Origin of the sequence: Levilinea saccharolytica (assembly GCF_001306035.1) — a bacterium.
Lineage (GTDB): Bacteria > Chloroflexota > Anaerolineae > Anaerolineales > Anaerolineaceae > Levilinea > Levilinea saccharolytica.
This window is the reverse complement of record NZ_LGCM01000014.1, coordinates 19,650-44,841: the sequence shown is the minus strand read 5'-3', so window position 1 is coordinate 44,841 and position 25,192 is coordinate 19,650. Positions and strand designations below refer to the sequence as shown.

At 64.2% G+C, this 25,192-nt stretch carries 23 protein-coding genes; 20 read left to right on the top strand and 3 right to left on the bottom strand.

Going from position 1 to position 25,192, the window contains the following annotated elements; all coding sequences use genetic code 11:
* Positions 1–7: 7 nt before the first annotated feature.
* Both ADN01_RS02990 and ADN01_RS02985 read right to left on the bottom strand, forming a co-directional pair.
* Positions 8–1,273 carry a DedA family protein gene (locus ADN01_RS02990; RefSeq protein WP_062416980.1) on the bottom strand — a complete coding sequence of 422 codons (1,266 nt, stop codon included), beginning with the start codon at positions 1,271–1,273 and terminating at the stop codon, positions 8–10.
* Complete coding sequence (locus ADN01_RS02985; RefSeq protein ID WP_062416981.1) at positions 1,270–1,959, bottom strand: PilZ domain-containing protein; 690 nt, start codon at positions 1,957–1,959, stop codon at positions 1,270–1,272. Before ADN01_RS02985 ends, ADN01_RS02990 begins: the two co-directional genes overlap by 4 nt.
* A 136-nt stretch (positions 1,960–2,095) precedes the next feature.
* Between ADN01_RS02985 and ADN01_RS02980 the strand changes: the two genes are divergently transcribed.
* Complete coding sequence (locus ADN01_RS02980; RefSeq protein ID WP_062416982.1) at positions 2,096–3,541, top strand: AbgT family transporter; 1,446 nt, start codon at positions 2,096–2,098, stop codon at positions 3,539–3,541.
* 52 nt (positions 3,542–3,593) lie between these two features.
* Positions 3,594–4,571: a hypothetical protein gene (locus tag ADN01_RS02975; RefSeq protein WP_152974002.1), complete on the top strand. Its 978-nt coding sequence runs from the start codon at positions 3,594–3,596 to the stop codon at positions 4,569–4,571.
* Between the two features lie 59 nt (positions 4,572–4,630).
* On the opposite strand, the gene ADN01_RS02970 is transcribed toward ADN01_RS02975, so the two are convergent.
* A complete protein-coding gene (locus tag ADN01_RS02970) occupies positions 4,631–6,733 on the bottom strand; it encodes an acetate--CoA ligase family protein (RefSeq protein ID WP_062416984.1) in 2,103 nt (700 codons plus the stop codon).
* A gap of 178 nt (positions 6,734–6,911) precedes the next feature.
* On the opposite strand from ADN01_RS02970, the gene ADN01_RS02965 reads away from it, so the two are divergent.
* The 18 genes from ADN01_RS02965 (at position 6,912) to ADN01_RS02880 (ending at position 25,192) form a co-directional block, all read left to right on the top strand.
* Complete coding sequence (locus ADN01_RS02965; RefSeq protein ID WP_062416985.1) at positions 6,912–7,658, top strand: GntR family transcriptional regulator; 747 nt, start codon at positions 6,912–6,914, stop codon at positions 7,656–7,658.
* A gap of 126 nt (positions 7,659–7,784) precedes the next feature.
* On the top strand, positions 7,785–8,870 hold the full coding sequence (locus ADN01_RS02960) for a BMP family lipoprotein (protein WP_075070914.1): 1,086 nt from the start codon (positions 7,785–7,787) through the stop codon (positions 8,868–8,870).
* A 253-nt stretch (positions 8,871–9,123) separates the two neighbouring features.
* The gene (locus ADN01_RS02955) at positions 9,124–10,668 is read left to right on the top strand and encodes an ABC transporter ATP-binding protein (protein WP_062416986.1); all 1,545 of its coding nucleotides are present in this window, start codon (positions 9,124–9,126) and stop codon (positions 10,666–10,668) included.
* Positions 10,665–11,804, top strand: coding sequence for an ABC transporter permease (locus ADN01_RS02950; protein WP_201778621.1), 1,140 nt, complete (start codon positions 10,665–10,667; stop codon positions 11,802–11,804). Before ADN01_RS02955 ends, ADN01_RS02950 begins: the two co-directional genes overlap by 4 nt.
* On the top strand, positions 11,794–12,771 hold the full coding sequence (locus ADN01_RS02945; RefSeq protein ID WP_062416987.1) for an ABC transporter permease: 978 nt from the start codon (positions 11,794–11,796) through the stop codon (positions 12,769–12,771). Before ADN01_RS02950 ends, ADN01_RS02945 begins: the two co-directional genes overlap by 11 nt.
* A gap of 116 nt (positions 12,772–12,887) precedes the next feature.
* Positions 12,888–13,895 carry an ADP-ribosylglycohydrolase family protein gene (locus ADN01_RS02940; protein ID WP_062416988.1) on the top strand — a complete coding sequence of 336 codons (1,008 nt, stop codon included), beginning with the start codon at positions 12,888–12,890 and terminating at the stop codon, positions 13,893–13,895.
* 24 nt (positions 13,896–13,919) lie between these two features.
* Positions 13,920–15,245, top strand: a complete 1,326-nt coding sequence (locus tag ADN01_RS02935; protein ID WP_062416989.1) for an amidohydrolase — start codon at positions 13,920–13,922, stop codon at positions 15,243–15,245.
* 21 nt (positions 15,246–15,266) lie between these two features.
* Positions 15,267–15,965 (top strand): phosphoribosylanthranilate isomerase, encoded by a 699-nt coding sequence (locus tag ADN01_RS02930; protein ID WP_062416990.1) that lies wholly within the window; start codon positions 15,267–15,269, stop codon positions 15,963–15,965.
* The gene (locus ADN01_RS02925; RefSeq protein ID WP_062416991.1) at positions 15,955–16,962 is read left to right on the top strand and encodes a carbohydrate kinase family protein; all 1,008 of its coding nucleotides are present in this window, start codon (positions 15,955–15,957) and stop codon (positions 16,960–16,962) included. Before ADN01_RS02930 ends, ADN01_RS02925 begins: the two co-directional genes overlap by 11 nt.
* A gap of 59 nt (positions 16,963–17,021) precedes the next feature.
* Positions 17,022–17,957 carry a carbohydrate kinase family protein gene (locus tag ADN01_RS02920; RefSeq protein WP_062416992.1) on the top strand — a complete coding sequence of 312 codons (936 nt, stop codon included), beginning with the start codon at positions 17,022–17,024 and terminating at the stop codon, positions 17,955–17,957.
* An 18-nt stretch (positions 17,958–17,975) separates the two neighbouring features.
* On the top strand, positions 17,976–18,386 hold the full coding sequence (locus ADN01_RS02915) for a secondary thiamine-phosphate synthase enzyme YjbQ (protein ID WP_062416993.1): 411 nt from the start codon (positions 17,976–17,978) through the stop codon (positions 18,384–18,386).
* A gap of 34 nt (positions 18,387–18,420) precedes the next feature.
* Positions 18,421–19,356: a nucleoside hydrolase gene (locus ADN01_RS02910; protein WP_062416994.1), complete on the top strand. Its 936-nt coding sequence runs from the start codon at positions 18,421–18,423 to the stop codon at positions 19,354–19,356.
* A 34-nt stretch (positions 19,357–19,390) separates the two neighbouring features.
* Entirely contained in the window at positions 19,391–20,317 is a 927-nt protein-coding gene (locus ADN01_RS02905; RefSeq protein WP_062416995.1) for a nucleoside hydrolase, read from the top strand.
* A 13-nt stretch (positions 20,318–20,330) separates the two neighbouring features.
* Complete coding sequence (locus tag ADN01_RS02900) at positions 20,331–21,278, top strand: carbohydrate kinase family protein (protein ID WP_062416996.1); 948 nt, start codon at positions 20,331–20,333, stop codon at positions 21,276–21,278.
* The gene (locus ADN01_RS02895) at positions 21,275–22,192 is read left to right on the top strand and encodes a carbohydrate kinase family protein (RefSeq protein ID WP_062416997.1); all 918 of its coding nucleotides are present in this window, start codon (positions 21,275–21,277) and stop codon (positions 22,190–22,192) included. The genes ADN01_RS02900 and ADN01_RS02895 overlap by 4 nt, the downstream gene beginning before the upstream one ends.
* A 64-nt stretch (positions 22,193–22,256) precedes the next feature.
* Positions 22,257–23,408, top strand: coding sequence for an SIS domain-containing protein (locus ADN01_RS02890; RefSeq protein WP_062416998.1), 1,152 nt, complete (start codon positions 22,257–22,259; stop codon positions 23,406–23,408).
* Positions 23,405–24,220 (top strand): BtpA/SgcQ family protein, encoded by an 816-nt coding sequence (locus ADN01_RS02885; protein WP_062416999.1) that lies wholly within the window; start codon positions 23,405–23,407, stop codon positions 24,218–24,220. The genes ADN01_RS02890 and ADN01_RS02885 overlap by 4 nt, the downstream gene beginning before the upstream one ends.
* A 63-nt stretch (positions 24,221–24,283) precedes the next feature.
* A complete protein-coding gene (locus tag ADN01_RS02880) occupies positions 24,284–25,192 on the top strand; it encodes a nucleoside hydrolase (RefSeq protein ID WP_062417000.1) in 909 nt (302 codons plus the stop codon).

Here is a 25,192-nt window from a genome sequence, read left to right as displayed (position 1 = left end):
AGGGATGCTAGGCTCCGTCGGTGAGGGGCCCGGCGAGGGGAGAGGATTGGGCGGCGGCGGCGATGGCTTGCCCGCGGTGGTTGGCCTGGGGGTGGGCGTGGATGCCGCGCTCACTGGTAAGACCGATGCTGTACAGCGTTCCCAACACATCCCACTGCTGGCTGAGGTCAACGCCCTGGGCTTGCCAGTGATCCCGGATTTGCCGCAGACGAGCAGCCACCAGATGGGCGGCCTGAGTCTCGTCCTGTCCGCGGCGCAGCAGGCCCTGCCAGCCGGGTTCGGTGAGCGCGGGCAGGTATTGGCTTTCGGTCAATTCCCGCTGCACGCGCAGGGTCATCTGGGAGGGGCCGAAGGATTGGTCTTCCAGCGCTTTGCCGCTCAGGATCTGCCACACGCGCCGCAGCAGGGTCTGAAAAGCGCGGGGGGCGCCCAGTACCAGGCGCATGGCGGCGTCCTGCAGGCGGTCCCAGCGGTCGTAGCGCTGGGCTTCATCCAGCAGAACGGCCAGCACCAGAGCGGCGGGCACATCCTGGGCCTGGGCGGCGGCCTGGGCGCGCGGCTGCCATACCTGTGAAAAGGCGCGCAGGCGTTCGGCTGGCAAGGGCGTGGCGGGCGGCAGGTTGCCGGCGCGGATGCGCTGGTCGCGGCGGTGGCGCTGGAAGCGGCGCAGGAAGAACAGCAGCGGGACGGTGATGAGCAGCAGGATCAGCAGGGTATCTTCCCAGGCTTCCACCACCACCAGCACCTCGGCCCAGCGTTCGGCCAGCCAGTAGCCCGCCAGGGAGAGCACCAGATTCCACAAACCCGTCCCCAGGACCGAATACAGCAGGAATTTTCCAGCCGGCATGTGGAACATGCCCGCGGGGATGGAGATGAGGCTGCGCACCAGGCTCATCAGGCGGCCAAAGAAAACCACCAGCGGGCCGCGGTGTTGGAAGAACGACAGGGTGTGATCGAGGTCTTGTTCTGAGATGAGTGCGTAGCGCCCAAAGCGCCGCACCCAGCCGCGCAGCCGCGCCTCGGGGACGCGCGCGCCCAACTGGTAAAAAACCACCGCCCCGCTGAGCGCCCCCAGGGTGGCGATGAGGATCACCGCGGGCAGGGAGAAGCGCCCGGCGGCGGCCAGCGAACCAGCAAACGGCAGCACCAGTTCAGAGGGAATCGGGGGGAAAACCGTCTCCAGGAACATCACCAGGGCGATGCCGGGGTAGCCCATCTGCAGGATGATGCTTTCGATGATATGGCGCAGGAATTCGAGGATTTGAACCATCATAAGCTGCCCGCCTCTTCATCGGCGCACTGCTTCAGCCGCTCTTGATACAGCTGCTCAAGCTCCGCGGTGAGCTGACGGCGGCGCTCGGCAATGTACTGCAGCAGGGCGGTTTTGGGGGTGACGGGGCCGGTGAAAACCGTACTCAAGCGCAGATGACCGCCTTTTTGGGTGAGGGTGTTCACCTGCGCGCGGGCTTCCACCTCGCCCTGGGGAAAGTGTATGCGCAGGTGCAGGTTTTGGCCGATCTTCACCGGCGGCTGTACGGGCACCATCAGCCCGGCGCCGTCCATTGAGATGTCGGTCAGCAGGGCAGGCGATGATTTCTGCACATCCAATAAATCCACCGCCAGAGGTTCGGGCGGGGCCACCCGCACCACCATGCGGCGGCTGATGGCGCTGCTGGCTTGCGAAAAGGCGTCCAGTTCCACCCGGCCGCTGGGCAGGTGAAAGGAGAGCACGCGGGCTTTGACGGCTTCCAGCGGGGGGGCCGCCAAAAGCCACACCTGCGACTGCCAGCACAGGCACACCGCGCCCGGACCTTGAACGTTGGCCTGGAGGACTCCCTGCGCGAAGCGGTTGAGGATGAGGGGCGAGGTGATAGGAAATTCCTGGTAAAAGCTAAGCACCTGGATAGGTTGATTTTGCGCGACCAGCCGCCGCAGCTCTTGAAGAATACGTTCGTTCAAATGGATGCTCCTTGGCCCGTGGGGTCGGACACCGCTGACATTATAAAGGAGAATGCCTTAATGGGGGGTAAAAAAACGGGCCAGGCGCTGCACCGCGGGTGTACACTTATCCCATCATCTACTCAAGGAGACAAACATGAGCGATAAGCATGCTGGGACGACCATTTCGGCGCGCGCCTTTAGTCAATCGGTGTTTATTTTGTTGGCGTTAATGTTGGCGGCGGGGATTTTGACCCGGGTTTTACCCGCGGGAAGCTTTTCGCGGGTTGAGGAGGCCGGCCGCCAGGTGATTGTGCCCGGCTCCTACCAGCCCACGCCCCGCCCCGATTACGCTCCCTGGCGCTGGCTGACCGCGCCGCTGGAGGTGTTGGGCGGGCCAGACGCTCTGGTGCTGATCACCATCGCGGTGTTTATCCTGCTGGTGGGTGGGGGCTTTGCTGTGCTGGATGATTCGGGCATCCTCCAGGCCGCCCTGGGGCGCATTGTGCGCGCCTTTGGGGCGCGTAAATACGTGCTGCTGTGGGTGCTGACCTTCTTTTTCATGGCCATGGGGGCCTTCTTCGGCCTGTTTGAAGAGGTGGTGCCGCTGGTGCCGCTGATGGTGGCTTTGTCCTATTCGCTGGGCTGGGACCTGCTGGTGGGGCTGGGCATGAGCATTTTAGCCACCAACATGGGCTTCAGCGCGGCCATCTCGAACCCTTTCAGCATCGGCGTGGCCCAAAAGCTGGCCGGGCTGCCCCTGTTTTCGGGCGCGCTCTTCCGGCTGCCCTTCTTCCTGATCGTGTATGTCCTGGTGGCTGTGTTTCTGACGCGTTACGCGCGCCGTATTGAACGCGGTCCGCAGCGCTCGCTGGTATTTGGCGAAGATCAGGAGCACCGCGGGCGTTTTGGCACGAGCGATTTCGCCGGGGGCGCGCCGGTGCGCCGCAGGGCGGTGCTGTGGTTTGGGATGGGGGTGGGGGTGATTGTGCTGGTACTGGTTCTGGGGCCGATTGTGCCGGGCCTTTCAGATTATTCCCTGCCGTTGGTGGGGGTACTGTTCTTTGCGGCGGGCTTGGGAGCGGGGCTGCTCTCTGGCCGTGAACCGCGCCGGGTGTGGGCGGCCTTGGGTCAGGGCATGTTGGGTCTGGCCCCCGGCATACCGCTGATTCTGATGGCTGGCAGCGTCAAGTTCATCATCACCCAGGGCGGGGTGATGGACACCATATTAAACGCCGCGGCCCAGGCTCTGCAGGGGGCCACCCCGCTTTCGGCGGCCCTGCTGGTGTATGCCCTGGCGCTGGTGATTGAGATTTTCATCGGTTCAGCCGGGGCCAAAGCTGTGCTGCTGATGCCTTTGCTGCTGCCGCTGGCCGACCTGGTGGGCGTCACCCGTCAGGTGGCGGTTACGGCTTACTGCTTTGGCGACGGCTTTTCCAACCTGGCCTACCCCACCAATCCGGTGCTGCTGATTGTTTTGGGGCTGGCCAACCTGCGCTATTCGCGCTGGATGCGCTGGACAGCCCCGCTTTGGGCGGTGGTGCTGCCGGTGACGCTGGTGTTCTTATGGTTGGCGGTGGTGCTCAAATTGGGGCCGTTTTAGGCCGGGGATGGTACAATGGGGCGATTCGCATGACGAGAAGGAGTGCTGTGGAATGACCCCTGGACGATGGATGTTGGGCCTGGCGCTGCTGGGTTTGCTGCTGGCGGGCTGTGCGGCTGGGCCTGAAGCGCCCACCCCGATGCCTGCCGCTGCGCCCGCGGCGGTCCGCCCGACCCTTGCCCCCACGGCTGCCCCCACCCCCCTGCCCCTTCTCAGCGTCACAGCGGCGCTGCCCCCCACCCGACTGCCTGAGCCCAGCGCCACCCCCGCCAATGCCCACGCCCTGCCGCCGGAGCGCTGGCAGGAGTGGCCGGTGATCCCAGAGGTGGGCGAAAGCGCGCGCGCCCTGTATCAGCGCGGCCTGGCGGCGGGCACCAACCCGCAGGCCTTTTCTAAGGTGGGCGACTGCCAAAACGTGGATACGTATTTTCTGGGGGTGTTTGACGACCCCCAAAAGTACCGCCTGGGCGAACACACCGATCTGGAAGGGGCCATCACCCAGTTCCAGGGCAGCTACAGCCGCCGCAGCGCGGCGGTGCGCGGCGGGTTTAATGTGGCTTCGGTGCTCAGCCCGCTGAAGAGCGACCCAGCCGTGTGCGCCAAGGGCGAGACCCCCCTGGAATGTGAGACGCGCCTGCACAACCCTTCCATCGTCTTCATCAGCATGGAACAATGGTGGAGCAACCGCCCGGTGAGCTTGTATGAAGATTATCTGCGTCAGGTGGTGACCTTTTTTGTGGAGCGCGGGATTGTACCCATTTTGGCTACCAAAGCCGACAACCTGGAAGGCGAGCACCGCATTAATGCCGCTGTGGCGCGCGTGGCCTATGATTTTGACCTGCCGCTGTGGAATTTTTGGGCGGCGGTGCAGCCTTTGCCTTCGCACGGGCTGTGGGGCGACGGCTTTCACCTGACCTATGCCCAGAGCTTTTTTGACGATCCGCAAATGATGAAGCAGGCCTGGCCGGTGCGAAATTTGACCGCCCTGCAGTCCCTGGACACGGTCTGGCGCTTCATCAGCCAGCCGTAAACACAAAGAGGCCGGGGTTCTAGACCCCGGCCTCTTTTTGATTTAAAGGGATGAACGGCTCAGGCTTTGCGGGCGCGGATATCCACGGCCACGGCGCCCTGCCCAGGGGCCAGCACGCGCAGGGGGTTGATTTCCACCTCGGCGATCTCCGGGCAGGCGGCGGCCAGCTGCGCCAACCGCAGCAGGGCCTGGATGACGGCCTCACGGTCGGCGGGGGGCAGGCTGCGGAAGCCCGCCAGCTTGCGCCCGGCCCATGTGCGCTCGATCATGCGCTCGGCGTCTTCGCGGGTCAGCGGAGCCAGGGCAAAGGCCACATCTTTCAGTCCTTCCACCTCCACGCCGCCGGAGCCAAACATCACCAGCGGGCCAAATTGGGGGTCGCGCACCACGCCCAGGATCACTTCTTGACCCGCGCCGACCATGCGCTGCAAATGCGCGCCTTCCAGATGGGCTTCGGGGCGGGCGGCGCGGGCACGCTGGAACACCAACTCGTAGGCCGCTTCCACCTCCTCGGGCGTGTTAAGGTTCAGCACCACCCCGCCCACATCCGATTTGTGCGAGATATCCGGCGAGGCCAGCTTGAGCACCACCGGGAAGCCCAATTCGGCGGCCAACTGGGCGGCTTCGGCGGGGCTGTGGGCCAGGGGCATGCGAAGAGTGGGCAGCCCGGCGGCTTCCATCAGCCCGGCGGCGGTTTCGGCGGGGAAGAACTCGCCCGCGGGGGTGCCCTGCACCATCTCCTGCAGGGCTTCGGGCCGCAGCGCGGCCGGGGTGAGGATGGCCTCCTCCAGGCGCTGCAAGAGCACAACCCGCTGCCAGAGTGCGCCCAGGGCCGAAGCGGCGGCTTCGGGGAAGCGGTATTCGGGGATGCGCGCGGCGCGGGCCAGCTCGACGCCCTCTTGAATCTGGCGGTCGCCCATCAGCGCGGCCACCACAGGTTTGTCGCAGGTCTGCACGATGGGGATGACGGCCTTGACCACCCCGCCGGTGGTGGCGGGGGGCGGCGGCGGGGTGATGAACAGCACCATATCCACGCCGGGGTCGTCGAGCAGCAGGCGCAGGCAGCCCGCGTACTGTTCGGGGGTGGCCGAGGCGAGCATATCCACGGGGTTGTGGGTGCTGGCGGCGGCGGGCAGCAGGGCGGCCAGGGCGCTTTCGGTGTGGGGGGCCAGCTGGGCCAGAGTCAGCCCGGCCTGTTCCAGCGCGTCGGCGGCGGTCACGCCGGGGCCGCCCGCGTTGGTGAGCACGGCCACATTGCGCCCTTTTGGCAGCGGACACCAGGCCAGGGCGCGCGCCCATTGGAACATCTCTTCGGTGGTGTTGGCCCGCAGCACCCCGGCGCGGGCAAAAGCGGCGTCGAAGGCGGCTTCGGCCCCGGCCAGCGCGCCCGTGTGCGAGGCAGCGGCGCGGCGGCCGGCCTCAAAGCGCCCCACCTTCAGCGCTACCAGCGGTTTCAGGCGGGCGGCCTGGCGGGCTTTTTCCACAAACTGCGCGCCGTTTTGCACACCTTCCAGATACAGGGTGATCACGCGCGTGTGGGGGTCTTCGGCCACCGGCTGGAGGAAATCACTTTCAGAGAGGTCAGCCTGATTGCCCAGACTGTCCAGATGGGACAGGCCGATGCCCTGCCCGCGCACCCAATCAATGACGGCGGCGCAGATGGCCCCGGAATGGGAGAGGAAGGCAATTTCGCCGGTGGGCGGCGGTGGCGGCTGAAGGAAGGTGGTGTCCAGGGGCAGATGCGTGTTGATCAGGCCCACACAGTTGGGCCCCACCAGACGGATGCCGTAGGAGCGGGCAATTTCGACACAGCGCTGTTCCAGGGCGGCGCCTTCGGGGCCGGTTTCGCGGAATCCGCCGGTGGCCAGGATGGCCGCTTGGATGCCGCGCTGCCCCAGGGCGTGCAGGGTGTCGGGCACGGCGGGCGGCGGAACCAGCACCACGGCCAGGTCCACCGGGTCGGGGACATCCGCCACGCGGGTGTGGATGGGGCGGCCAAAGAGGGTTTCGCCTTTGGGGTTAAGGAAATGAATGGCGCCGCCGTAGCCGCTTTGCACCAGGTTGCGGGCCAGGGCGTAGCCCAGCTTAGTGGGGTCGCGGGATACGCCGATGATCAGCACGCCTTGCGGCTGAAAAAAGGGGACAAGAGAAGGATCGCTCATGCAGTCTCCAGGCTGGGGGGGTAAGGTGTGGGTGAACCGCGCTGCCAAACTTGAGATCATTATACGGAGTTTCGGAAAGAAAACCAATAAAAGGCCGAATCCAGCGGAAAGCATATTGACTCTCACGGCGCGCTTTCCTATAATGGTTGTAATCTTGTAGGTACAAGAGGACAAGCTTGTGGATTACCTAAACCGGCACAGTTATAAACCGTTGTACCTGCAGCTGAGTGAAAACCTCCGGCAGCGGATCGAAGGGGACGATCTGGAGCCGGGTTCCCGTTTGCCTTCCGAAAACGAACTGGTGGCGCGTTACGGCGTCAGCCGCAACACCGCTCGCCAGGCTATTAACGCGCTCATCGCCCAGGGGCTGGTCTACCGCCTGCAGGGGCGAGGCACGTTTGTGGCCCAAAAGCGCGTGCGCTACGGCATTGCCGGCCTGACCAGCTTTTCTGAGGAGATGCGCAAGCGCGGCATGCAGGCCAGCAGCCGGATTCTGCGCCAGACCCGCGAGGTGCCTTCGACCAAGGTGGCCCACTTGCTCCAATTGCTGCCTGGCGAAGAGACTTTCATGATTGAACGCCTGCGTCTGGCGAATGATGAACCCATGGCGCTGAACGTCTCTTACGTGCCGGTGTGCATGTGCCCCGATTTGGATCAGCAAGACCTGGAAAACGGGTCTTTATACGATTTATTTGAGCAGCACTACGGCTTTCGCCTGGGGTATGCCGAGCAGGTCTTAAAACCGGCCACAGCCACCGAGTATGAGGCGGAAATTTTGCAGACCGGCGTGGGATACCCCCTGTTGGTGGCCGAAGGCGTCACCTATTTGGAAAGTCAGGTGCCGGTGGAAGTGACCCGCCTGATGTACCGCGGGGATCGTTATGAATTTGTGGTGCAGCCGGTGCGGCAGCATCACCGTGAATAACCGCTGGACATCTTCATATGAAAGGAGGTGGTTGGAGCGGTTTCTGATCTGTTTTGGTAAACCATTTGCAGGTTCGATCCAAAATTGGTGTGTTGAATGAAACAACGACTATAGGAGAAGAAAGACATGAAGAAGATGATGGTGATTTTGAGCGTTCTGGTCATGGCGGCCATGATTTTGACCGCCTGCGCCCCCGCTGCGGCCCCCGCCGCTGACACCCCGGCCCAGCCGGAAGCCAAGAAAATTAAAGTGGTGAACCTGATCAACGGCGTTCAGGGCGACAAGTCCTTCTTTGATTCGGCTGTGCGCGGCGTGACCAAAGCTCAGCAGGAATTTGGTCTGGATGTCAAGACGATCGAAGCGGGTGTAGACCCGGCCCGCTGGCAGCCGGCGTTGGAAGATGCCGCCGCCAACGAAGAATATGACATCATGATTCTGGGCACCTACCAGATGTCCGAATTCCTTCAGATCGTGGCCCCCAAGTACCCGGACAAGAAATTCATCATCTATGATGTGTCCGTGGACTACGCCGCCTGCGATTGCAAGAACGTGTATTCGGTCACCTATAAGCAGAACGAAGGCTCCTATCTGGCGGGCCTGTATGCTGGTTTGATGACCCAGTCGGGCATTGAAGGCATGAACCCTGAGAAGATCGTGGGCACGGTTGGCGGCCAGGACATCCCTGTGATCAACGACTTCATTGTCGGCTACAAACAGGGCGCCAAGGATGCTGGTCTCGATCCGGAGACGGGTGTGATCGTGCAGTATGCTGGCGGTTGGAACGACCCGGCCAAGGGTAAGGAAATCTCTTTGGCTTTGTTCCAGCAGGGCGCTGATATCGTCTTCCAGGTGGCTGGCGGCACGGGTGAGGGTGTGTTCCAGGCGGCGCAGGAAGTGGGCCGCTACGCCATCGGCGTGGATTCCGATCAGGCCACGATCATTGAAGGCACCGACGCTGAGAAGGCCAAAGTGATCCTGACCTCCATGATGAAGAACGTGGACAACAGCCTGTACCGCGCGCTGAAGTTGTATGTGGAAGGCAAGCTGGAATTCGGCAAGGCTGAAGCTTTGGGCGTCGCCGAAGGCGGCGTGGGTCTGGCCTACAACAAGTACTACGATGAGTTCACGCCCCAGGACGTGAAAGACAAAATTGCCCAGGCCGAAAAAGACCTGCTGGAAGGCAAGATTGTTGTAGACACCGTTTTCAAATAATCACCCAGTAATCAGCGGGGCGAGCCAGGCTGCGGCCTGGCCCGCCCCCCATTTTTTCGTGTAAGGCACCGCTTGAACGGCGGGCGTTCTTTGCGCGTTTGGCAGCTTTCTTTTGGAAATAAGGACTGCGGTCAGCCTTGAGCTGACGATCCTGCTCGACCCGGAACCCTTAAAAAGGCTGTGAAATTGGACGGAGGCGGTGGGTGAACCAGCGCTTAAAGACGGCTCCCGTTCCTTACCGTACGGAGGTGGTATGGCAGCTTTAATTGAAATGCGTGAAATCGTAAAGATTTATCCCAATGGAGTGGTGGCCAATGACGGCGTCAACTTCTCCGTGGACCGCGGTGAGATCCACGCGTTGGTGGGTGAAAACGGCGCGGGCAAAAGCACTTTAATGAAAATTTTATACGGCATGGAGCGCCCCACCGGGGGGGAAATCTTGTTGGACGGCCAGCCGGTTCATTTTCACTCCTCAAACGATGCCATCGCCGCGGGCGTGGGCATGGTGCACCAGAATTTCATGTTGGTGCCGTCCTTCACCGTGGCTGAAAACATCGTCTTGGGGCAGGAACCGCTGCGCAACGGCTTGCTGGATCAGGCCGAGGCGCTGCGGGTGACGCGGGAACTCTCGCAGCAGTACGGCCTGCGCGTGGAGCCTGAGGCTGTGGTGGATTCGATCAATGTGGGCATGCGCCAGCGGGTGGAAATTCTCAAGACGCTTTACCGCGGGGCGCAGGTGCTGATTTTGGATGAGCCCACTGCGGTTTTGACGCCGCAGGAAACCCAGGAATTGTTCGCGGCGGTGCGCAAATTGGTGGATCAGGGCAAGACGGTCATCTTCATCACTCACAAGCTGCGCGAGGTGAAAGAGATTTCCAACCGGGTGACAGTGATGCGCAGCGGCAAGGTGATGGGCGTGGTGCAGACCGAAGACGCAACGCGCGAGAGCCTGGCGCGCATGATGGTGGGGCGCGATGTGTTCTTGCAGGTCAACAAGCCGCCCGTGACGCGCGGGAAGAAGGTTTTGGAGGTGCATAACCTCTCTTACGTGTCCGAGACGGGCCGCACCATGCTGCACAACGTATCGTTCAATGTTTACGGCGGCGAGGTGCTGGGCATTGCCGGGGTGGAAGGCAACGGCCAAACCGAGCTGGCCGAAACGCTTTCGGGGCTGCGCCCGGCGGCCACCGGCACGGCCAGCGTCAACGGCAAGGCCATCCTGAACACCAACCCGCGCACCGTGCGCCTTTCGGGGGTGGCCCACATCCCCGAAGACCGCCTGACCAACGGGCTGGCGCTGACGGCTTCGATTGACGAAAACCTGATCGTAGACCGCTATTTCCGGCCTCCGTTTCACCGCGGGCTGTTCATTGACTACAAGGTGGTGGAAAAACAGAGCGCGGATTTGATCCAGGAATACGGCATCCGCACCCCCAACGGCAAGCTGCCGGTGAAATCACTTTCGGGCGGCAACATGCAGAAGGTGATTGTGGCGCGCGAGTTCACCTCGGACCCGGCTCTGCTGATCGCAGCGCAGCCCACCCGCGGCATTGACGTGGGCGCCACCGAGTTTGTGCGCGACCAGCTGGTGAAACAGCGCACGGACGGCAAAGCGGTGCTGCTGATTTCCGCCGACCTGTCGGAGGTGATGAGCCTGTCGGACCGCATCATCGTCATGTACGAGGGCGAGATCACCGGCGTATTTCCAGACGCAGCCAGCGTGAGTGAAGAAGAGCTGGGCTTATACATGTTAGGGATTAAGCGCCAAACCAAGGAAGAGATGGAGGCAGTTCTATGAAACGTTGGATGGCAAACCCCATCGTCCGGGAGACTGTGCGCATTGTGGCTGCCGTGGGTCTGGCGCTGCTGTTGGGATTTATCATCACGCTGTTTGTCTCCGAGGACCCGCTCAATGCGTACCGTTCCTTCCTGCTCGGCCCGCTGACGCGCCTGAACCGCATCGGCGACTGGCTGGAGGAATCGATTACGCTCATCTTTTTGGGCCTGGCCACGGCCATCGTGTTTAAAGCCGAGCTGTTTTCGCTGGGGGCCGAGGGGCAGATGGTTCTGGGTGCGCTGACGGCGGGTGTGGTCTCGCTGTATGTGCCGCTGCCGCCCGCGCTGCGCTTGCCGCTGGCCCTGCTGGCCGCTATGGTGGTGGGCTTTTTGTGGGGGGCCATCCCGGGCATCTTGAAGGCCAATCTGAACGCCAACGAGCTGGTTTCATCGTTGATGCTCAACACGATTGCGCTGAAGATTTACGAATGGCTGCTGACCTTTTATATCAAGCCGCCCAACGCGGGCTACACGGCTTCGGATTTCTTCCCCAAAGAAGGCGTGCTGCCCAACTTCTTCCCGCCCATCCCTGGGCTGGAGGGTGTGCGGCAGACTCTGGTGAACCAAACCAACCTGACGATCATGCTCTACATCATGCTGGCGGCCATCTTTGTGGTGTATTTCCTGATGTACCGCACCCCCTTTGGCTACGAGCTGCGCATGGTGGGTATTAACCTCAAGTTCGCCCGCTACGGCGGCGTGGACATTAAGAAAGTCATCATCCTGGCGATGGCCGTCAGCGGTATCTTCGCCGGGCTGGCCGGGGCGCACCTGGCGATGGGCATTCATACCAAGCTCATTTTGAACATCACCTTCGGGTTGGGGTTTGAGGGCGTGGTGGTGGCGCTGCTGGCGCGCAACAACCCGCTGGCGGTTCCGTTTACCGGCCTGGCCTACGGCTATTTGCGCGCAGGCGCGGACGTGATGGAGCGCGCTTCGGATATGTCTCGTGAAATGGTGCTGGTCATTCAGGCCATCATCATCTTGCTGGTGACGGCGGAACGGGTTTTGCCGATGGTGCAGAAACGCATCGCCGCCAGCCGCAGCAATGGAGAAGGCGCAGCTGCTGCTGCCGAAGGAGGTAGCCATGCCGCTTGATGTCGTACTTCGCGGAATTTTCTCAGCTCTGTTCGCGGCCAGTGTGCTGCGCATCAGCACGCCGGTGATCCTGCCGGCTCTGGGCGGTTTGATTTCAGACCTGGCGGGTTCGATCAACATCGCTTTGGAAGGCACCATGCTGGTGTCGGCCTTTACGGGGGTGGTGGTTTCGGCCTACACCCAGAGCGTTTGGCTGGGGCTGCTGGCGGGGATTTTGGCCGGGGTGGCGCTGAGCGCGCTGCTGGCCTTCTTCCACCTTTCCATGAACACCAATATCATCCTGGCCGGTATCGCTCTGAACATCATGGCTACCGGCGGGACCATCTTCCTGCTGTACATCCTCACGGGCGATAAGGGCAACTCGTCCTCGCTGGCCAGCGGCGCTGTGCCGGTGATCAACATCCCCCTGCTCAAGGACATTCCCTTTTTCGGCACCGTGCTCAGCGGGCACAGCATTTTCACGTACCTGGCCTTCTTGCTCACCTGGCTGGTGTCGGTGTTCTTGTATAAAACCCGCCTGGGGGTGCACCTGCGCGCGGTGGGCGAAAACCCCGAAGCCGCGGCCTCCCTGGGCATTAACGTCAAAAAGGTGCGGGCCATCGCCCTGCTGCTCAGCGGTTTTCTGGCTTCGCTGGGCGGGCTGAACCTTTCGATGGCGTATCTCAACATTTTCCAGCGCGATATGACTTCGGGGCGCGGTTTCATCGCCCTGGCGGCTATTTACCTGGGCGGGCGCAAGCCTCTGGGCACCTTGATCGCCGCGATTATTTTTGGTCTGGCTGACGCGCTGGGCAACCAGCTGGGTTCGCTGAAGATCCCATCGCAGTTGGTGCAGATGATTCCGTATGTGGCCACGATCGTGGCCCTGGTGGTGTATGCGCTGCGCACGCAAGCTCAGGTGCGCGAGCGCATGCATAAATTCCAACAACGCGAAGCGGAGATCGCCGCCAAAGCCAGCGGGGACTGATATCCGCGAAGGAAACAGCGCGGAGGCTGTGGCGGGGAGCAGTTGCCTCCTCGGGCCTCCGCGCTGCGTTGTATATTCACGCTGTACGGCAAGTTTGCTGCACATGGAGGAGTGGAATGGGACTGTATGAACACATTTTAGGCGGTATGTATGGGCAGGCCCTGGGCGACGCCTGGGCCATGCCGGCCATGTTAAGCCCGCAGGCTACCTGGGACCTGCACGGCGGTTGGATTGATACGCTGCGCTCCGCGCCGGACAGCCACCCCGTGCACCACGGTCTGCCCGCCGGACGCATTACCGACGACACCGAACAGGCCTTTGCCCTGGCGCAGGCCATTTTAGAAGACGGCAAGGTGACCCCCGAAGGGGCAGCGCGGGCGGTGGTGGCCTGGTACGACCGCATTGACGGCGACCATTCCCCCTATGTGGGGCCGTCCACGCGCCGAGCGGTGCTGGCCCTGAAGAGCGGCGGCGATTTGTACGAAACCGGCAGCCGCGGCGACACCAACGGCGCATCCATGCGCGTGGCCCCCGTGGGGCTGATTCACCCCGGCGATGTGGAGGGCGCGGTGGAAGACGCCTGGCGCTCCTGCATCCCCACCCACAACACCGACATCGCCATCTCCGGCGCGGCGGCGGTGGCAGGGGCGATTGCTGAGGCTTTGCGGCCGGGCGCCAGCCTGGATGAGATCGTGGGCGCGGGCCAGCGGGCCGCCGACCTGGGCCGTCAGCACGGCTGCCCGTGGATGGGGGCCTCGGTTTCGCGGCGCATTGACCTGGCGGTGGAAATTGCCCGCTCCAAGCTGCCCGAACGCGCCCGCTTGCAGGAAATCTATGACGTCATCGGCTGCACCCTGGCCATCAGCGAATCGGTTCCGGCGGCCTTTGGGGTGCTGGTGATGGCGGACGGCAGCCCGCAGCGCACGGCTATGTACGCAGCTGGGCTTTCCGGCGACGCTGACACCGTGGCGGCCATGGCCTGCGCCATCGCCGGGGCCTGGAAGGGTGTCGAGGCCTTTGACCGCGATGTGCTGGCCAAGCTGCGCCAGGCCAACCCCGAATACGACTTTGAGGCCACGGCCAAAGGGCTGCTGGCCTTGGCGGAGAAAAATTTGGCACGCTAAGCGTGCGGGCAAAAGGAGGCTGGCATGGTGGACGTGCTGATCCGGCATTGTGACGTGCTGCGGACGGAAGGGGAACGCGCCTGGGTGGAGACCGATCAGGATATCGCCGTGGAAGGCGCGCGCATTCAGGCCGTGGCGGCGGGGGGCAGTTTGGGGGCCGCCGCGGGCGAGGTGATTGAGGCGCGCGGCATGCTGGCTATCCCAGGGCTGATCAACACCCATGCCCACGTGCCCATGGTCTTGTTTCGCGGGCTGGTGGAGGATGTCAGCGTGGAATCGTGGTTTAACGATTACGTCTGGCCTTTGGAATCCAACCTGACCGCCGAGGATGTGTATTGGGGGGCGCTCTTGGGCATGGCCGAGATGATCGAGAGCGGCGTGACCTGCGTGGCCGACCATTACTTCTTTATGGATGAGGTCGCCCGCGCCGCGGTGGAAAGCGGCATGCGCGCGCATCTGGCCTGGGCTGTGTTTGAACACCAGGGTGAAGCGCAGTTGGAGCGCACAGCGGCCTTCATCCGCGAGTGGCAAGGAGCGGCGGACGGGCGTATTGTCACCTGGATGGGGCCGCATTCGCCCTACACCTGCGGGCCGGACTTCCTGCGCCTGTGCGCGCGCCGCGCAGCGGAACTGGGCGTGGGGGTGCATCTGCACGTTTCGGAAACCCAGGCCCAGGTGGATTTGTGCCTGCGCCAGTACGGCCTGACCCCTCCGGCGCTGCTGGCCGAGACGGGCATTTTGGACGGGCGCGCTTTGTTTGCGCACTGCTGTTACCCCACGGACGCGGATTTGGAGCTGATGGCTGCTCGCCGCGTGGGGGTGGGGCGCGCGCCCAAGACCTACATGAAGCTGTCCAGCGGCACGGCCGACGTGCGGCGGCTGCTGGCACACGGCATCCCGGTGGGGATCGCCACCGACGGGGCCACCAGCAGCAACAGCCTGGATATTTTGGAACAGATGCGCCTGTTGACCCTGCTGGAAAAGTACATGGGCGGTGATTCCACTGCCTTCCCGGTGGGGCAGGCCCTGGGGCTGGCCTTTGAGGGCGGTGCGCGCGTTTTGGGCCAGGAGCAGGATTTGGGCGCGCTGCAGGTCGGCAAGCTGGCCGATATCGCCCTGGTGCGGCAGGACGCCGTGCACGTTTGGCCGCGATACGACCCCGCCGCCAATCTGGTGTATTCCTCACGCGCCTCGGATGTGGATACGGTTTTATGTAACGGCAAGGTGCTCATGCGCGGGCGCGAACTGCGCACGATTGACAAGGCGCGCGTGATGCGCGAGGTGGCCGAACGGCTGGGGCGGCTGAACCAGCGCGTCCCCGGCAGCCGCATCGCCACCTATCCGGTATAGGACGGAAAACGAGGTTTAACCATGGCAGACTGTGTGATTCAAATTTACGCCTTCACCCGCCCCGAAGAGGCCGCCGCGGCGGCAGAAATGGGCGTGCAGCAGGTGGGCTTTGTGGCCGGGCGCTACGGTTTGGTGCACGGCGAGCTGGATTTCGCCGCCGCGCGCGCCATTGTGGAAGCGCTGCCCGGCGGCACGCGCAGTGTGGCCCTCACCATGTCTACGGATGTGGACGAGATCGTGCGCATGGCAGCGGCGGTGCGGCCGGATATCGTGCACGTATCCACCGATCTCTACGATGTGGATGTGGACGGCATGCGCCGGCTGCGCTCCCTTCTGCCGGAGAGCGTGCAGCTCATGAAGGCCGTGCCGGTGGAAGATGAGGCCAGTGTGGCGGCGGCCCAGGCCTTTGCCCAGGTGTCGGATCTGCTGCTGCTGGACAGCAAGGTGAGCGGTTTTCCGGGGGTGGGGGCCACCGGCGCCACCCACGATTGGCGTTTGAGCCGCCGCATTGTCGAATCGGTGAAAATCCCCGTCATCCTGGCGGGCGGGCTTTCGGCGGAGAACGTGGCCGCGTCCATCGCCGCCGTGCAGCCCTGGGGGGTGGATTCCAACACAGCCACCAATGTGCCCGGCGATCCGCTGGTCAAGGATATGGCGCGGGTGGCGGCTTTTGTGCGCGCGGTGCGCGCCGCACCGGGGGGCAGCGCATATGGGGCCTGAATTGGACGTGCTCTTGTTCGGCGATCTCAATGTGGATACCATGATGGCCATTCACCGTTATCCCCCGCCGGGGGGTGACGGTCTCTCGGATTTTGTGGAGGTGGAGGTGGGCGGCGCGGTGGCCAACTCTGCTGTCACCCTGGCCCGCCTGGGGCTGCGCACCGGCCTGGTGGGGGCCTTGGGGCGCGATGCCTGGGCTGAGCAGGTCACCCGACCGCTGGAAGCCGAAGGGATTGACCTGCGGCGGGTGGCGCGCGTGGCGCGGGGCACAGGCCTGGCCATGATTGTATCCACGCCGGACGGGGAACGCACCATGTTCTCCTTCCGCGGGGCCAATGAAGAGCTGCCGCCGGAGCACATCAACGCGGAGATGCTGGAAGGTGTGGGTGTGCTGCATTTTTCCGGCTACGCCTTTCTGAAGCCGCCGCAGGCTGAGGCCGCCTGGAAGGCCGCCGCCCTGGGCACGCAAATGGGCGTGCCCCTCAGCCTGGACAGCGGCCTGGAACCGGTGCTGCGCTCGCCGGAGGGCATGCGGCGGCTGCTGCCCCAATTGGCCGTGTGCATCACCGGCCTGGAAGAGATGCATGCTCTGGACGGCAGCGAGCAGCCCGAAGCCGCCCTGGATGCCCTCATGGCGTACGGGGTGGGCCTGGGCGCGGTCAAGCTCGGCGCGCAGGGCTGTTGGTTGGGCAGCAGCCAGGGCGAAAAGTGCTTCTTCCCCATTTTCCCCATTGAAACCGTGGATACCACCGGCGCCGGTGATGCCTTCAGCGCTGGGCTGCTGTTTGCCCTGCGGCGCGGGCTCAGCCTGGCGGCAGCGGGGACTCTGGCCAGCGCGTTGGGCGCCCTGGCTACCACCCAGTACGGCGCGGGGATGAAGATGCCCGGGGCAGCGCAGGTGTGCGCCTTTTTGCGGGCGCGCAGCGAAGCGCGTATGGGCGGGGCTTTTTGCGACGGCGCAGCCGAGGTGCTGGCTGCCCTGTCTTGCCCTGGGTGAGACCCCATTGATCGGGGGATTGCTGCACAAAAACTTGATATAGCAGGTATAATCCAATCATGAACGCAATCCGCGTGGTTTCCATTGGCGACCTGGTCACCGATCTGGTGACCGAAATCCCCCACCTGCCGGCGGCGGCTGGCCAGCATCAGGTGGCCAGCAAAGTGCAGCTCGAACCGGGCGGGGCTGGGAATTTTTTGATCGCCGGGGCGCGCCTGGGGATGGCGATGACCGCCCTGGGCACGGTGGGAGACGATTGGTCCGGCCAGGCGCTGCTGGCCGCGCTGCAAGCCGAAGGCGTGGATACCCGCAGCGTCTCCACCCAGGGCACCACCACCACGGTGGTTTCGCTGGTGGCCGCGGACGGCGGCGGACACGTCTTTTTGGGCGCGTACGGGCAGGGGGCCGAAGTGCCGCTGCTGCCTGTCTGGAGCGCGGCGGTGGCCTCGGCTCAGGCGCTGATCGGCTGGGGCTACACCCTGCACGAAACCCGCGTGCGCGCGGCTATGTTGGCGGGGATGGCCCAGGCGCGTCAGCAGGGACTGCCGGTGTTTTTTGACCCCGGGCCGTTTTTCGCCAGCGCTGAGCCTGCCTATCAGCAGGCTGCTCTGGAACGGACCTCCGTGCTGCTCTTGACGGATGAGGAACTGCCTTCGGTCAGTCCCCAGGGCGGCAGCGAGGAAGCCCGCGTGAACGCGCTGTTGGCGCGCGGGTTGAGCGGCGTGGTGGTGAAGCGCGGGCCGCACGGGTGCAGTATTTTCACTGCGCAGGAGCGCGCGGATCACCCTGGTTTTGCTGTGCCGGTGGTGGACACCTCCGCGGCGGGCGACTCCTTCGCGGCGGCGCTGATTTTCGGCTGGCTTTCCGGCTGGCCGCTGGCGCGCACGGCGGCTTTTGCCAACGCGATGGGGGCCGCCAAGGTGCAAAAAATGGGGTCGGGGCGGCAAGTCCCCACCCGTGCAGAAGTGGACGCGGTTTTATTGGGACATTCATAATTCGGAAGCGAGGATGCGATGTTGAAGACGATTGTGCTGGATACACCAGAAAAAGAAAGCCTGACCAATATCACTGCGGCGGTGGAAGAGGTGGTCAAGGCCAGCGGAGTGCAGGAGGGCATTTGCGTGCTGTACGTGCCCCACACCACAGCCGGTTTGATCAACAACAGCGGCATGGATCCCGCCACCGCCGTGGATTTGCTGGATGAGCTGCGGCGGCTGGTTCCCACCCGCGTGGATTTTAAGCACCAATACGACACCCCCGCGGATGCCGCCGGGCATATCAAGTCCAGCCTGCTGGGGGTCAGCCAGACCCTGATCGTGACCGGCGGCCAGCTGGCTTTGGGACATTCGCAGAGCATTCTGTTTTGTGAATTTGACGGACCGCGCCAGCGGCGGGTGATCGTGCGCGTGATGGCGGACGTTTAAACGGGGCGGGGGCCCGATTTTTGAGGAGACAGACATGGCGAAAAAAGTGTTGATTGATACCGACCCCGGCATAGACGATACCATGGCTATTTTGACGGCCTTTAACTCGCCGGAACTGGAAATTGTGGGCCTGACCACGGTGTTTGGCAATTCGGTGATTGAGAACTGCACCGCCAACGCCCTGCGGCTGGTGGAGCTGGCCCGGCGGCCGGATGTGCCCGTGGCTTCCGGCGCGGGGCGGCCGATGGTGGTGGATGCCGAGCTGATCGCTGCGCCGGTGCACGGCGAGGACGGCATGGGCAACACCCACCTGCCCGCCCCTCAGGGCCAGCCGGTGGGGATGAGCGCCGCCGAGTTCATCGTCAAGACGGTTCTGGAAAACCCAGGCGAAATCACCCTGGCGCCGCTGGGGCCGCTGACCAATATCGCCCTGGCGTTGATGCTGGAGCCCAAAATCGCCGGTCTGGTCAAAGAGGTGGTCTTGATGGGCGGGGCGGCCACCGTGCCGGGCAATATTTCGCCGGTGGCGGAGGCCAACATCTTCCACGACGCCCACGCGGCGGAGCGCGTGTTTGGCGCGGATTGGCCGGTGGTGATGGTGGGGTTGGACGTAACTACCCGCGTGATGATGACCCCTGCGTTTTTCGACAGCATTTTCAAAGCGGATACCCCCTACACGCGCCTGCTGCAGAAAATGCTGCCGGTGTACCAGGGCTTTCACCATGACTTTTACGGCATGAACGGCAGCGTGCACACCCACGACCCCTCCACCATCACCTATTTGCTGCGCCCGGATTTCTTCCAGACGGAAGAATGGCCGGTGCATGTGGAGACGTCCGGGCGCTGCGCGGGCTTCACCATCGCGGACCGCGCGCGGCAGTGGGGCGACCGCCGCCCTGCGCGGGTGTGCGTGGGCGTGGATGCGGTGGCCGAATTGGGGCTGCTGCATGAGCGCCTGACGCGCTATTAATCCATCCAAAGGCAGCCGGGCAAGGAGAGCAGACATGCGCAAATTCTGGATTGATACGGATACGGCTTCGGACGATGCGGTGGCCATTCTGATGGCGCTGCGCTGGCCGGATGTGGACGTGGTGGGCATTTCGACGGTCTCCGGCAACGTGCCGGTGGAGATGTGCGCGGTGAACGCGCGCTACACGGTGGAACTGTGCGGCAAAGACACCCCGGTGTACCTGGGGGCGGCCAAACCCCTGCTGCGCGAGGCTTCTTATGCTTATTTCTTCCACGGGCCAGACGGCATGGGCGGCATGAATTACCCCGCTCCGCGCCGCCCGTTGGCCGAGGGGCACGCTGTGCAGGCGCTGATTGACGCTGTGCGCGCGCACCCCGGCGAGATCACCCTGGTGACCTTAGGCCCGCTGACCAATGTGGCCCTGGCTTTGGCGCTGGCGCCGGATCTAGCCCAGAAAATCCCCGTGTGCTATGTGATGGGCGGCGCGGCGGCCACCTTGGGCAACGTCACCCCGGCGGCGGAGTTTAACATCTGGGTGGACCCCGAAGCGGCCAAGATGGTCTTCCACTCCGGGCTGCGCCTGGTGATGGTGGGTTGGGAGCTGTGCCGCGGCGAGGCCAACCTTTCTGAGGCGGATATGGCCGAAGTGCGCGGCTTTGGCACGGTGCTGGCCGATTTTTCGCTGGACTGCAACCGTCAGGCGATTGAAACCAACCGCACCTGGCTCAAAGACCCGGCCCTGCCCCTGCCCGACCCGGTGACCATGGCCGTGGCCCTCGACCCCAGCGTGTCCGTGCGCCAGAGCAGCCACTATGTGGATGTAGAAATCTTAAGCGAGGTCACGCGCGGCATGACGGTGGTGGATGAGCGCGGGGTGCTGAACCGCGCGGCCAATGTGGAAGTGTGTTGGGAGATTGATATTCCCAAATGGAAGGAAACTCTCTACCGCACCTTGCGGTGAAACCGAGCGAAGTATGGCCAGCGATCCCTATGATTTGATTTGTTTGGGCGGGGCAGCCGTAGACATCGTGCTGCATGCGCCGCGGCTGCCCAAGAGCGATGAAAAGCTGGTGGTGCGTTACGGCGGGCGCTTTGGGGGCGGGCTGGTGGCCAACGCTGCCTGCGCGGCGGCGCGCTTGGGACTGCGCACGGCCTGGAGCGGCGTGCTGGGCAGCGACGAAAACGCCGAGCATCTCATCGAAGAATTTGAGACCTTTGGGGTGCACACGGAGATGGCGCGCACCGTGCTGGGCCGTTCCACCGATTTCACCGTGATTGTGGTGGAACCCGACGGCAAACGCACCATCCTCATCGCCCCCGTGCATTCGCAGCTGCCGCCTTTGGATCGCGAGCTGCGCACGGCGCTGGCTTCGGCGCGCTTCGCCTACGCTTTGCCTGTGGAGGCGCACTGGTTTTCGCCTTTCGCAGCGGCGGTTCACGCCGGGCGGGGGCAGGTGGCCGTGGATCTGGAGGCTTCGGCCCCGGCGCGCGGGGCAGAGCTGAAACAGGCTCTCAGCCAGAGCGACATCGTCTTTTGCAGCCGCGACGGGCTGGAACACGCCACGGGTGAAGCCGACACGGATGCAGCCGCCAAGACCCTTTTGGGTTGGGGGCCGCAGCTGGTGGTGGTGACCCTGGGCAGCCAGGGCGCGGAGGCTTTTGCCGCCGGGCAGCATTGGCAGGCCTCCGCCGAAACCGTGCGCGTGTTGGATACCACCGGCGCGGGCGACTGCTTCCACGCTGGTTTTCTGGCAGCCCTGGCCCGTTCGTGGTCGGTGCCTGAGGCGCTGCGTTTTGGGGTGACGGCGGCCAGCTGCGTGGTGCAGCAGGTGGGCGCGCGCAGCGGACTGCCCACCTGGAATGAGGTCGTGGAGCTGTTGAAGCGGGATGCGAACAATCCCAGCGCGGGAAGCGGGGTGTGAGCGTGGGTGTGGATTATGTGACCTTCAATGTGATCCTGGATGACATCGTTTACCCCGATGGGCAAACGCGCATGGGCGTTTTGGGCGGGGGCGGGCCGCAAACCGCCTTTGGCATGCGCCTGTGGGCGCCGCGGGTGGGGTTAGATGCCGGCGTGGGCCGCGACCTGCCGCCGGAGGTGCGCGTCTGGCTGAGCGCTTGTGATGTGGACTCCAGCGGCCTGCATGTTTCAGAGCTGGCCACCCCGCGCGCCTGGCAAACCCTGGAAGAGGATGGGCGGCGCGTGCAGGTGTGGCGCGTGCCGGGGCAGGTTTTGGGCGTGCAGCTGCGCCGCAGTGTCGAGCGCCTGCCGCAGGCATACCGCCGCGCCAAAGGCTTTCACCTGGGGGTGCATCCCCATGAGGGCGAATCCGCCCTGGTGGCGGATCTAAAAGCCCTGGGGGCTGTGGTCAGTGTGGAGGTCTTCCGCCCGGCGGATCATCCCATGAGCGACGCCCAGGTGCGGGCTTTGGTCAGCGGCCCCGACCTGTTTTCGCCCAACCTGGAAGAAGCTGCCTCCATGTTGGGTGAGCGCACCCCTGAAGCGCTGCTGCAAGCCCTGGTGGACGCTGGGGCGCGCCGCGTGGCGCTGCGCATGGGGGCCGAAGGCACATTGCTGGCTCAGGCGGACAACCCGGAGCGCGTGCACATCCCCGCGGTGGCGGTGCAGGTGGTGGACCCGGTGGGAGCGGGCAACGCCTTTTGCGGCGGGCTGCTGGTGGGTTGGTGCGAGACCGGCGATTGGGCCCTGGCCGGGAAATATGGGGCGGTGGCCGCCTCGTTTGTGGTGGAACAGGTAGGCGTGCCGGTGGTGACCCCCGCCGTGCAGGCTGAGGCTCAGCGCCGTCTGGCAGGTCTGCGGGAACGCAGGCTGTAAGCCGACCGGCGCCTATTGGATACGGGAATCTCGATACGAATTACGATTAAAGGAGACGAATCAGATGAGCAACGCGATGGTAGATCAGATCAAAAGCTTGCCAGCTTTGTTGGAGGCCATTTTTCAGGCGGTAGATGAAAGCGCGCGGGCCACGTTGGATCACGAGCTGTGCCTTTCTTTGAAGCGCGTTTTTGTGACCGGCTGCGGCGATTCGCACCACGCGGCCTTGGGCAGCGAACTGGCCTTTGAGCGCCTGGCGGGCCTGCCGGACGAACCCATGACGGCTTTGCAGTTTGCGCGCTACGGCGCGGGCTACATCCCCCGCAGCGGGCCCAATACCAACCTGGTGATTGGCATTTCGGTTTCGGGCGCGGTTTCGCGCACGGCCGAGGCCCTGGCCATGGGTGGGCAGGCGGGGGCCACCACCGTGGCGCTGACGGCCACCCCCGGCAGCCGCGTGGCGCAGGCCGCCCAGCGGGTGCTGCTGACCGTGCAGCCGCCCTTCCCCGAGCCGGAAGGCGTGCATGTGCCTGGGGTGCGCAGCTACTTTGCCAGCCAGTTGGGCCTGCTGCTCATCGCGGTGCGCATCGGTGAGGTGCGCGGACATTTGACCTCGGCCAAGGCCGGCGAAGTGCGCGCCCAAATTCGCGCTTTGGCTGCCGCCGCCGAAGAGACCATTCAGGCCAATGACGCCGCGGCCAAGGCCCTGGCGGAGGAATGGAAAGACGCCAACGAGTTCGTGTTTGTGGGCGGCGGGGCCAACTTTGGCACGGCGCTGTTCTCAGCTGCCAAGATTTTGGAAGCCTCCGGCGACCCGGCCCTGGGCCAGGAGACCGAAGAGTGGTGCCATTTGCAGTATTTTGCCCGCGCAGAGGCCACCCCCACCTTCTTCATCTCCGCCGGTCAGCGCGACCTGTCGCGCATTGTGGAATCGGCTGTGGCGGCGCGCGCCATCGGCCGGCGCGTGGCGGCGATTGCCCCCAAGAGCGCCAAAGCCCTGCACGAACAGGCCGCCCGCAGCCTGTACCTGGCGGAGGTGGATGAGATGTTCTCACCGCTCATCGCCAGCATCCCCGGCGAACTCTTCGCCGCCTACCGCGCGGACGTGATTGGCGAGCCTTTCTTCCGCGCTTTCACCGGCGGCCGCAGTGTGGAAGGTGGCGGCGGCATCAGCCGCATTCGCTCCAGCGAGATGTGGGAAAGCTGGCAGGAATGAGCACACCGACTTTATTCACGCCGGGGCAGCCCGCGGTGATCGCCGCCCTGCATTTGCCGCCCCTGCCGGGGTCGCGCCATCCGGCGGCCCAACCCGTATCGGCGGCGGTGGATTTTGCCTTGCGCAACGCCGAAAAGGCTGTGCGGGCGGGCGTTCCGGCTCTGTATATTCAAGACGTGGCCGATACCCCCGTGGCCCCTGCCGTGCAGCCCTACACCACGGCGGCGGTGGCGGTGGTGGGGGCGGCCCTGCGCCGTGAGTTCCCCGATCTGGCCCTGGGGGTGTGCCTGATGGCTCACGGGGCGCGCGAACCGCTGGCGATCGCTGCGGCGATGGGGGCGCAGTTTGTGCGCCTCAAGGTGTATGTGGGCGTGATGGTCAAGGCCGAGGGCATTCTGCAGGGGTTGGCCTATGACGCCATCCAATACCGCGAACAGATCGGCGCTGGCGATGTGCACATCCTGGCGGATGTCTACGACCGCAGCGGCGAGCCGCTGGGGCGCATGCCGCTGACGGAAGAAGCGCGCCAGGCGGCGGTGTTTGGCCGCGCGGACGGCATGGTGCTCACCGGCCTGTCCTTTGCCCAATCGTTAGAGATGCTGGCCGAGGTGCGCGCCGCGCAGTTGGGCGTGCCGCTGCTTTTGGGCGGGGGCGCCAAAGCTGAAAACGTGGCCCAGGCTTTGCAGCACGCCGACGGCGTGATTGTGAGCAGCACGTTTAAGCCCGGCAGCGCCTGGACGCGCGAAGCCCTGTTGACCGAATGGGAACTGCCGCGTATTCAAGCCTTTATGGACGCGGTGCGAAACCGGTAACACTGGCGGGGGGCTGGACGGCATCCTGCGCTGTCTGGCCCCCTGGGTAACTTGTGAGGGAATATGGCTCAGAAAGTGATTTTAGACGTAGATACTGGCGCAGATGACGCCGCGGCGATCCTCTTGGCGGGGCACCACCCGGCTTTGGAACTGGTGGCGGTGGCGGCGGTGCACGGCAACGCGCCGCTCAGCACCACCCTGGAAAACACTCTGCGCACCATGAGCGCGGGGGCTTTGGAGCACGTGCCTGTCTACAGCGGCGCGGCTCTGCCGTTGGTGCACCCCATGATTTCCTCCTCCCCCACCCAGGAGGCCGTGCTGCCCCTGGCAGAAACCTCTCTGAAGCCGCAGCCCCAGCACGCCGTGCAGTTCTTGATTGATTATTACATGAGCGCGGCCGGGCCGGAGACCATTTACCTGCCGGTAGGGCCGCATACCAACCTGGCTCTGGCACTGCGCATTGAACCGCGCCTGGCGCAGCGCATCCCGCGCATTGTCACCATGGGCGGCGCGTATACCCAGGGCAATTACACCCCCTCGGCCGAATTTAACATTCTGGCCGACCCTGAGGCGGCCTTTGTGGTCTGGCAGGCGGGCATTCCCATCACCATGATCGGCTTGGAGGTGACCGACCAGGCGCCGGTGACGCGCGCGGATACCCAGCGTGTGCGCAGCCTGGGCACCCCCTGGGCGCAGGCCGCGGCTTTGGTGATGGAACATGAGATGGGCCTGGCTCAGTTTAACGGCCAGGAGAGCGCCCATATTTATGACGCCTGCACCGTGGCAGCGGTGATTGACCCCGGCCTGGTGCCCACCCGCCCGGCCTATGTGGCGGTGGAATTGAACGGCACGCTGACCCGCGGGCGCACGGTGGCTGATTTTGCCCTGCGGCGCAGCCAGCCCAACACGGATGTGGGTCTGGGCATCCACCGCGACGGTTTCATGCAAATTTTGATGGAAGGCCTGCGCTGA

Excerpts from the sequence above, each read along its gene's own strand:
- ADN01_RS02990 (WP_062416980.1), bottom strand. The coding sequence starts at position 1,273 with ATGATGGTTCAAATCCTCGAATTCCTGCGCCATATCATCGAAAGCATC.
- ADN01_RS02980 (WP_062416982.1), top strand. The coding sequence starts at position 2,096 with ATGAGCGATAAGCATGCTGGGACGACCATTTCGGCGCGCGCCTTTAGT.
- ADN01_RS02975 (WP_152974002.1), top strand. The coding sequence starts at position 3,594 with ATGACCCCTGGACGATGGATGTTGGGCCTGGCGCTGCTGGGTTTGCTG.
- ADN01_RS02970 (WP_062416984.1), bottom strand. The coding sequence starts at position 6,733 with ATGAGCGATCCTTCTCTTGTCCCCTTTTTTCAGCCGCAAGGCGTGCTG.
- ADN01_RS02960 (WP_075070914.1), top strand. The coding sequence starts at position 7,785 with ATGAAGAAGATGATGGTGATTTTGAGCGTTCTGGTCATGGCGGCCATG.
- ADN01_RS02955 (WP_062416986.1), top strand. The coding sequence starts at position 9,124 with ATGGCAGCTTTAATTGAAATGCGTGAAATCGTAAAGATTTATCCCAAT.
- ADN01_RS02950 (WP_201778621.1), top strand. The coding sequence starts at position 10,665 with ATGAAACGTTGGATGGCAAACCCCATCGTCCGGGAGACTGTGCGCATT.
- ADN01_RS02945 (WP_062416987.1), top strand. The coding sequence starts at position 11,794 with ATGCCGCTTGATGTCGTACTTCGCGGAATTTTCTCAGCTCTGTTCGCG.
- ADN01_RS02940 (WP_062416988.1), top strand. The coding sequence starts at position 12,888 with ATGGGACTGTATGAACACATTTTAGGCGGTATGTATGGGCAGGCCCTG.
- ADN01_RS02935 (WP_062416989.1), top strand. The coding sequence starts at position 13,920 with ATGGTGGACGTGCTGATCCGGCATTGTGACGTGCTGCGGACGGAAGGG.
- ADN01_RS02930 (WP_062416990.1), top strand. The coding sequence starts at position 15,267 with ATGGCAGACTGTGTGATTCAAATTTACGCCTTCACCCGCCCCGAAGAG.
- ADN01_RS02925 (WP_062416991.1), top strand. The coding sequence starts at position 15,955 with ATGGGGCCTGAATTGGACGTGCTCTTGTTCGGCGATCTCAATGTGGAT.
- ADN01_RS02920 (WP_062416992.1), top strand. The coding sequence starts at position 17,022 with ATGAACGCAATCCGCGTGGTTTCCATTGGCGACCTGGTCACCGATCTG.
- ADN01_RS02915 (WP_062416993.1), top strand. The coding sequence starts at position 17,976 with ATGTTGAAGACGATTGTGCTGGATACACCAGAAAAAGAAAGCCTGACC.
- ADN01_RS02910 (WP_062416994.1), top strand. The coding sequence starts at position 18,421 with ATGGCGAAAAAAGTGTTGATTGATACCGACCCCGGCATAGACGATACC.
- ADN01_RS02905 (WP_062416995.1), top strand. The coding sequence starts at position 19,391 with ATGCGCAAATTCTGGATTGATACGGATACGGCTTCGGACGATGCGGTG.
- ADN01_RS02900 (WP_062416996.1), top strand. The coding sequence starts at position 20,331 with ATGGCCAGCGATCCCTATGATTTGATTTGTTTGGGCGGGGCAGCCGTA.
- ADN01_RS02890 (WP_062416998.1), top strand. The coding sequence starts at position 22,257 with ATGAGCAACGCGATGGTAGATCAGATCAAAAGCTTGCCAGCTTTGTTG.
- ADN01_RS02885 (WP_062416999.1), top strand. The coding sequence starts at position 23,405 with ATGAGCACACCGACTTTATTCACGCCGGGGCAGCCCGCGGTGATCGCC.
- ADN01_RS02880 (WP_062417000.1), top strand. The coding sequence starts at position 24,284 with ATGGCTCAGAAAGTGATTTTAGACGTAGATACTGGCGCAGATGACGCC.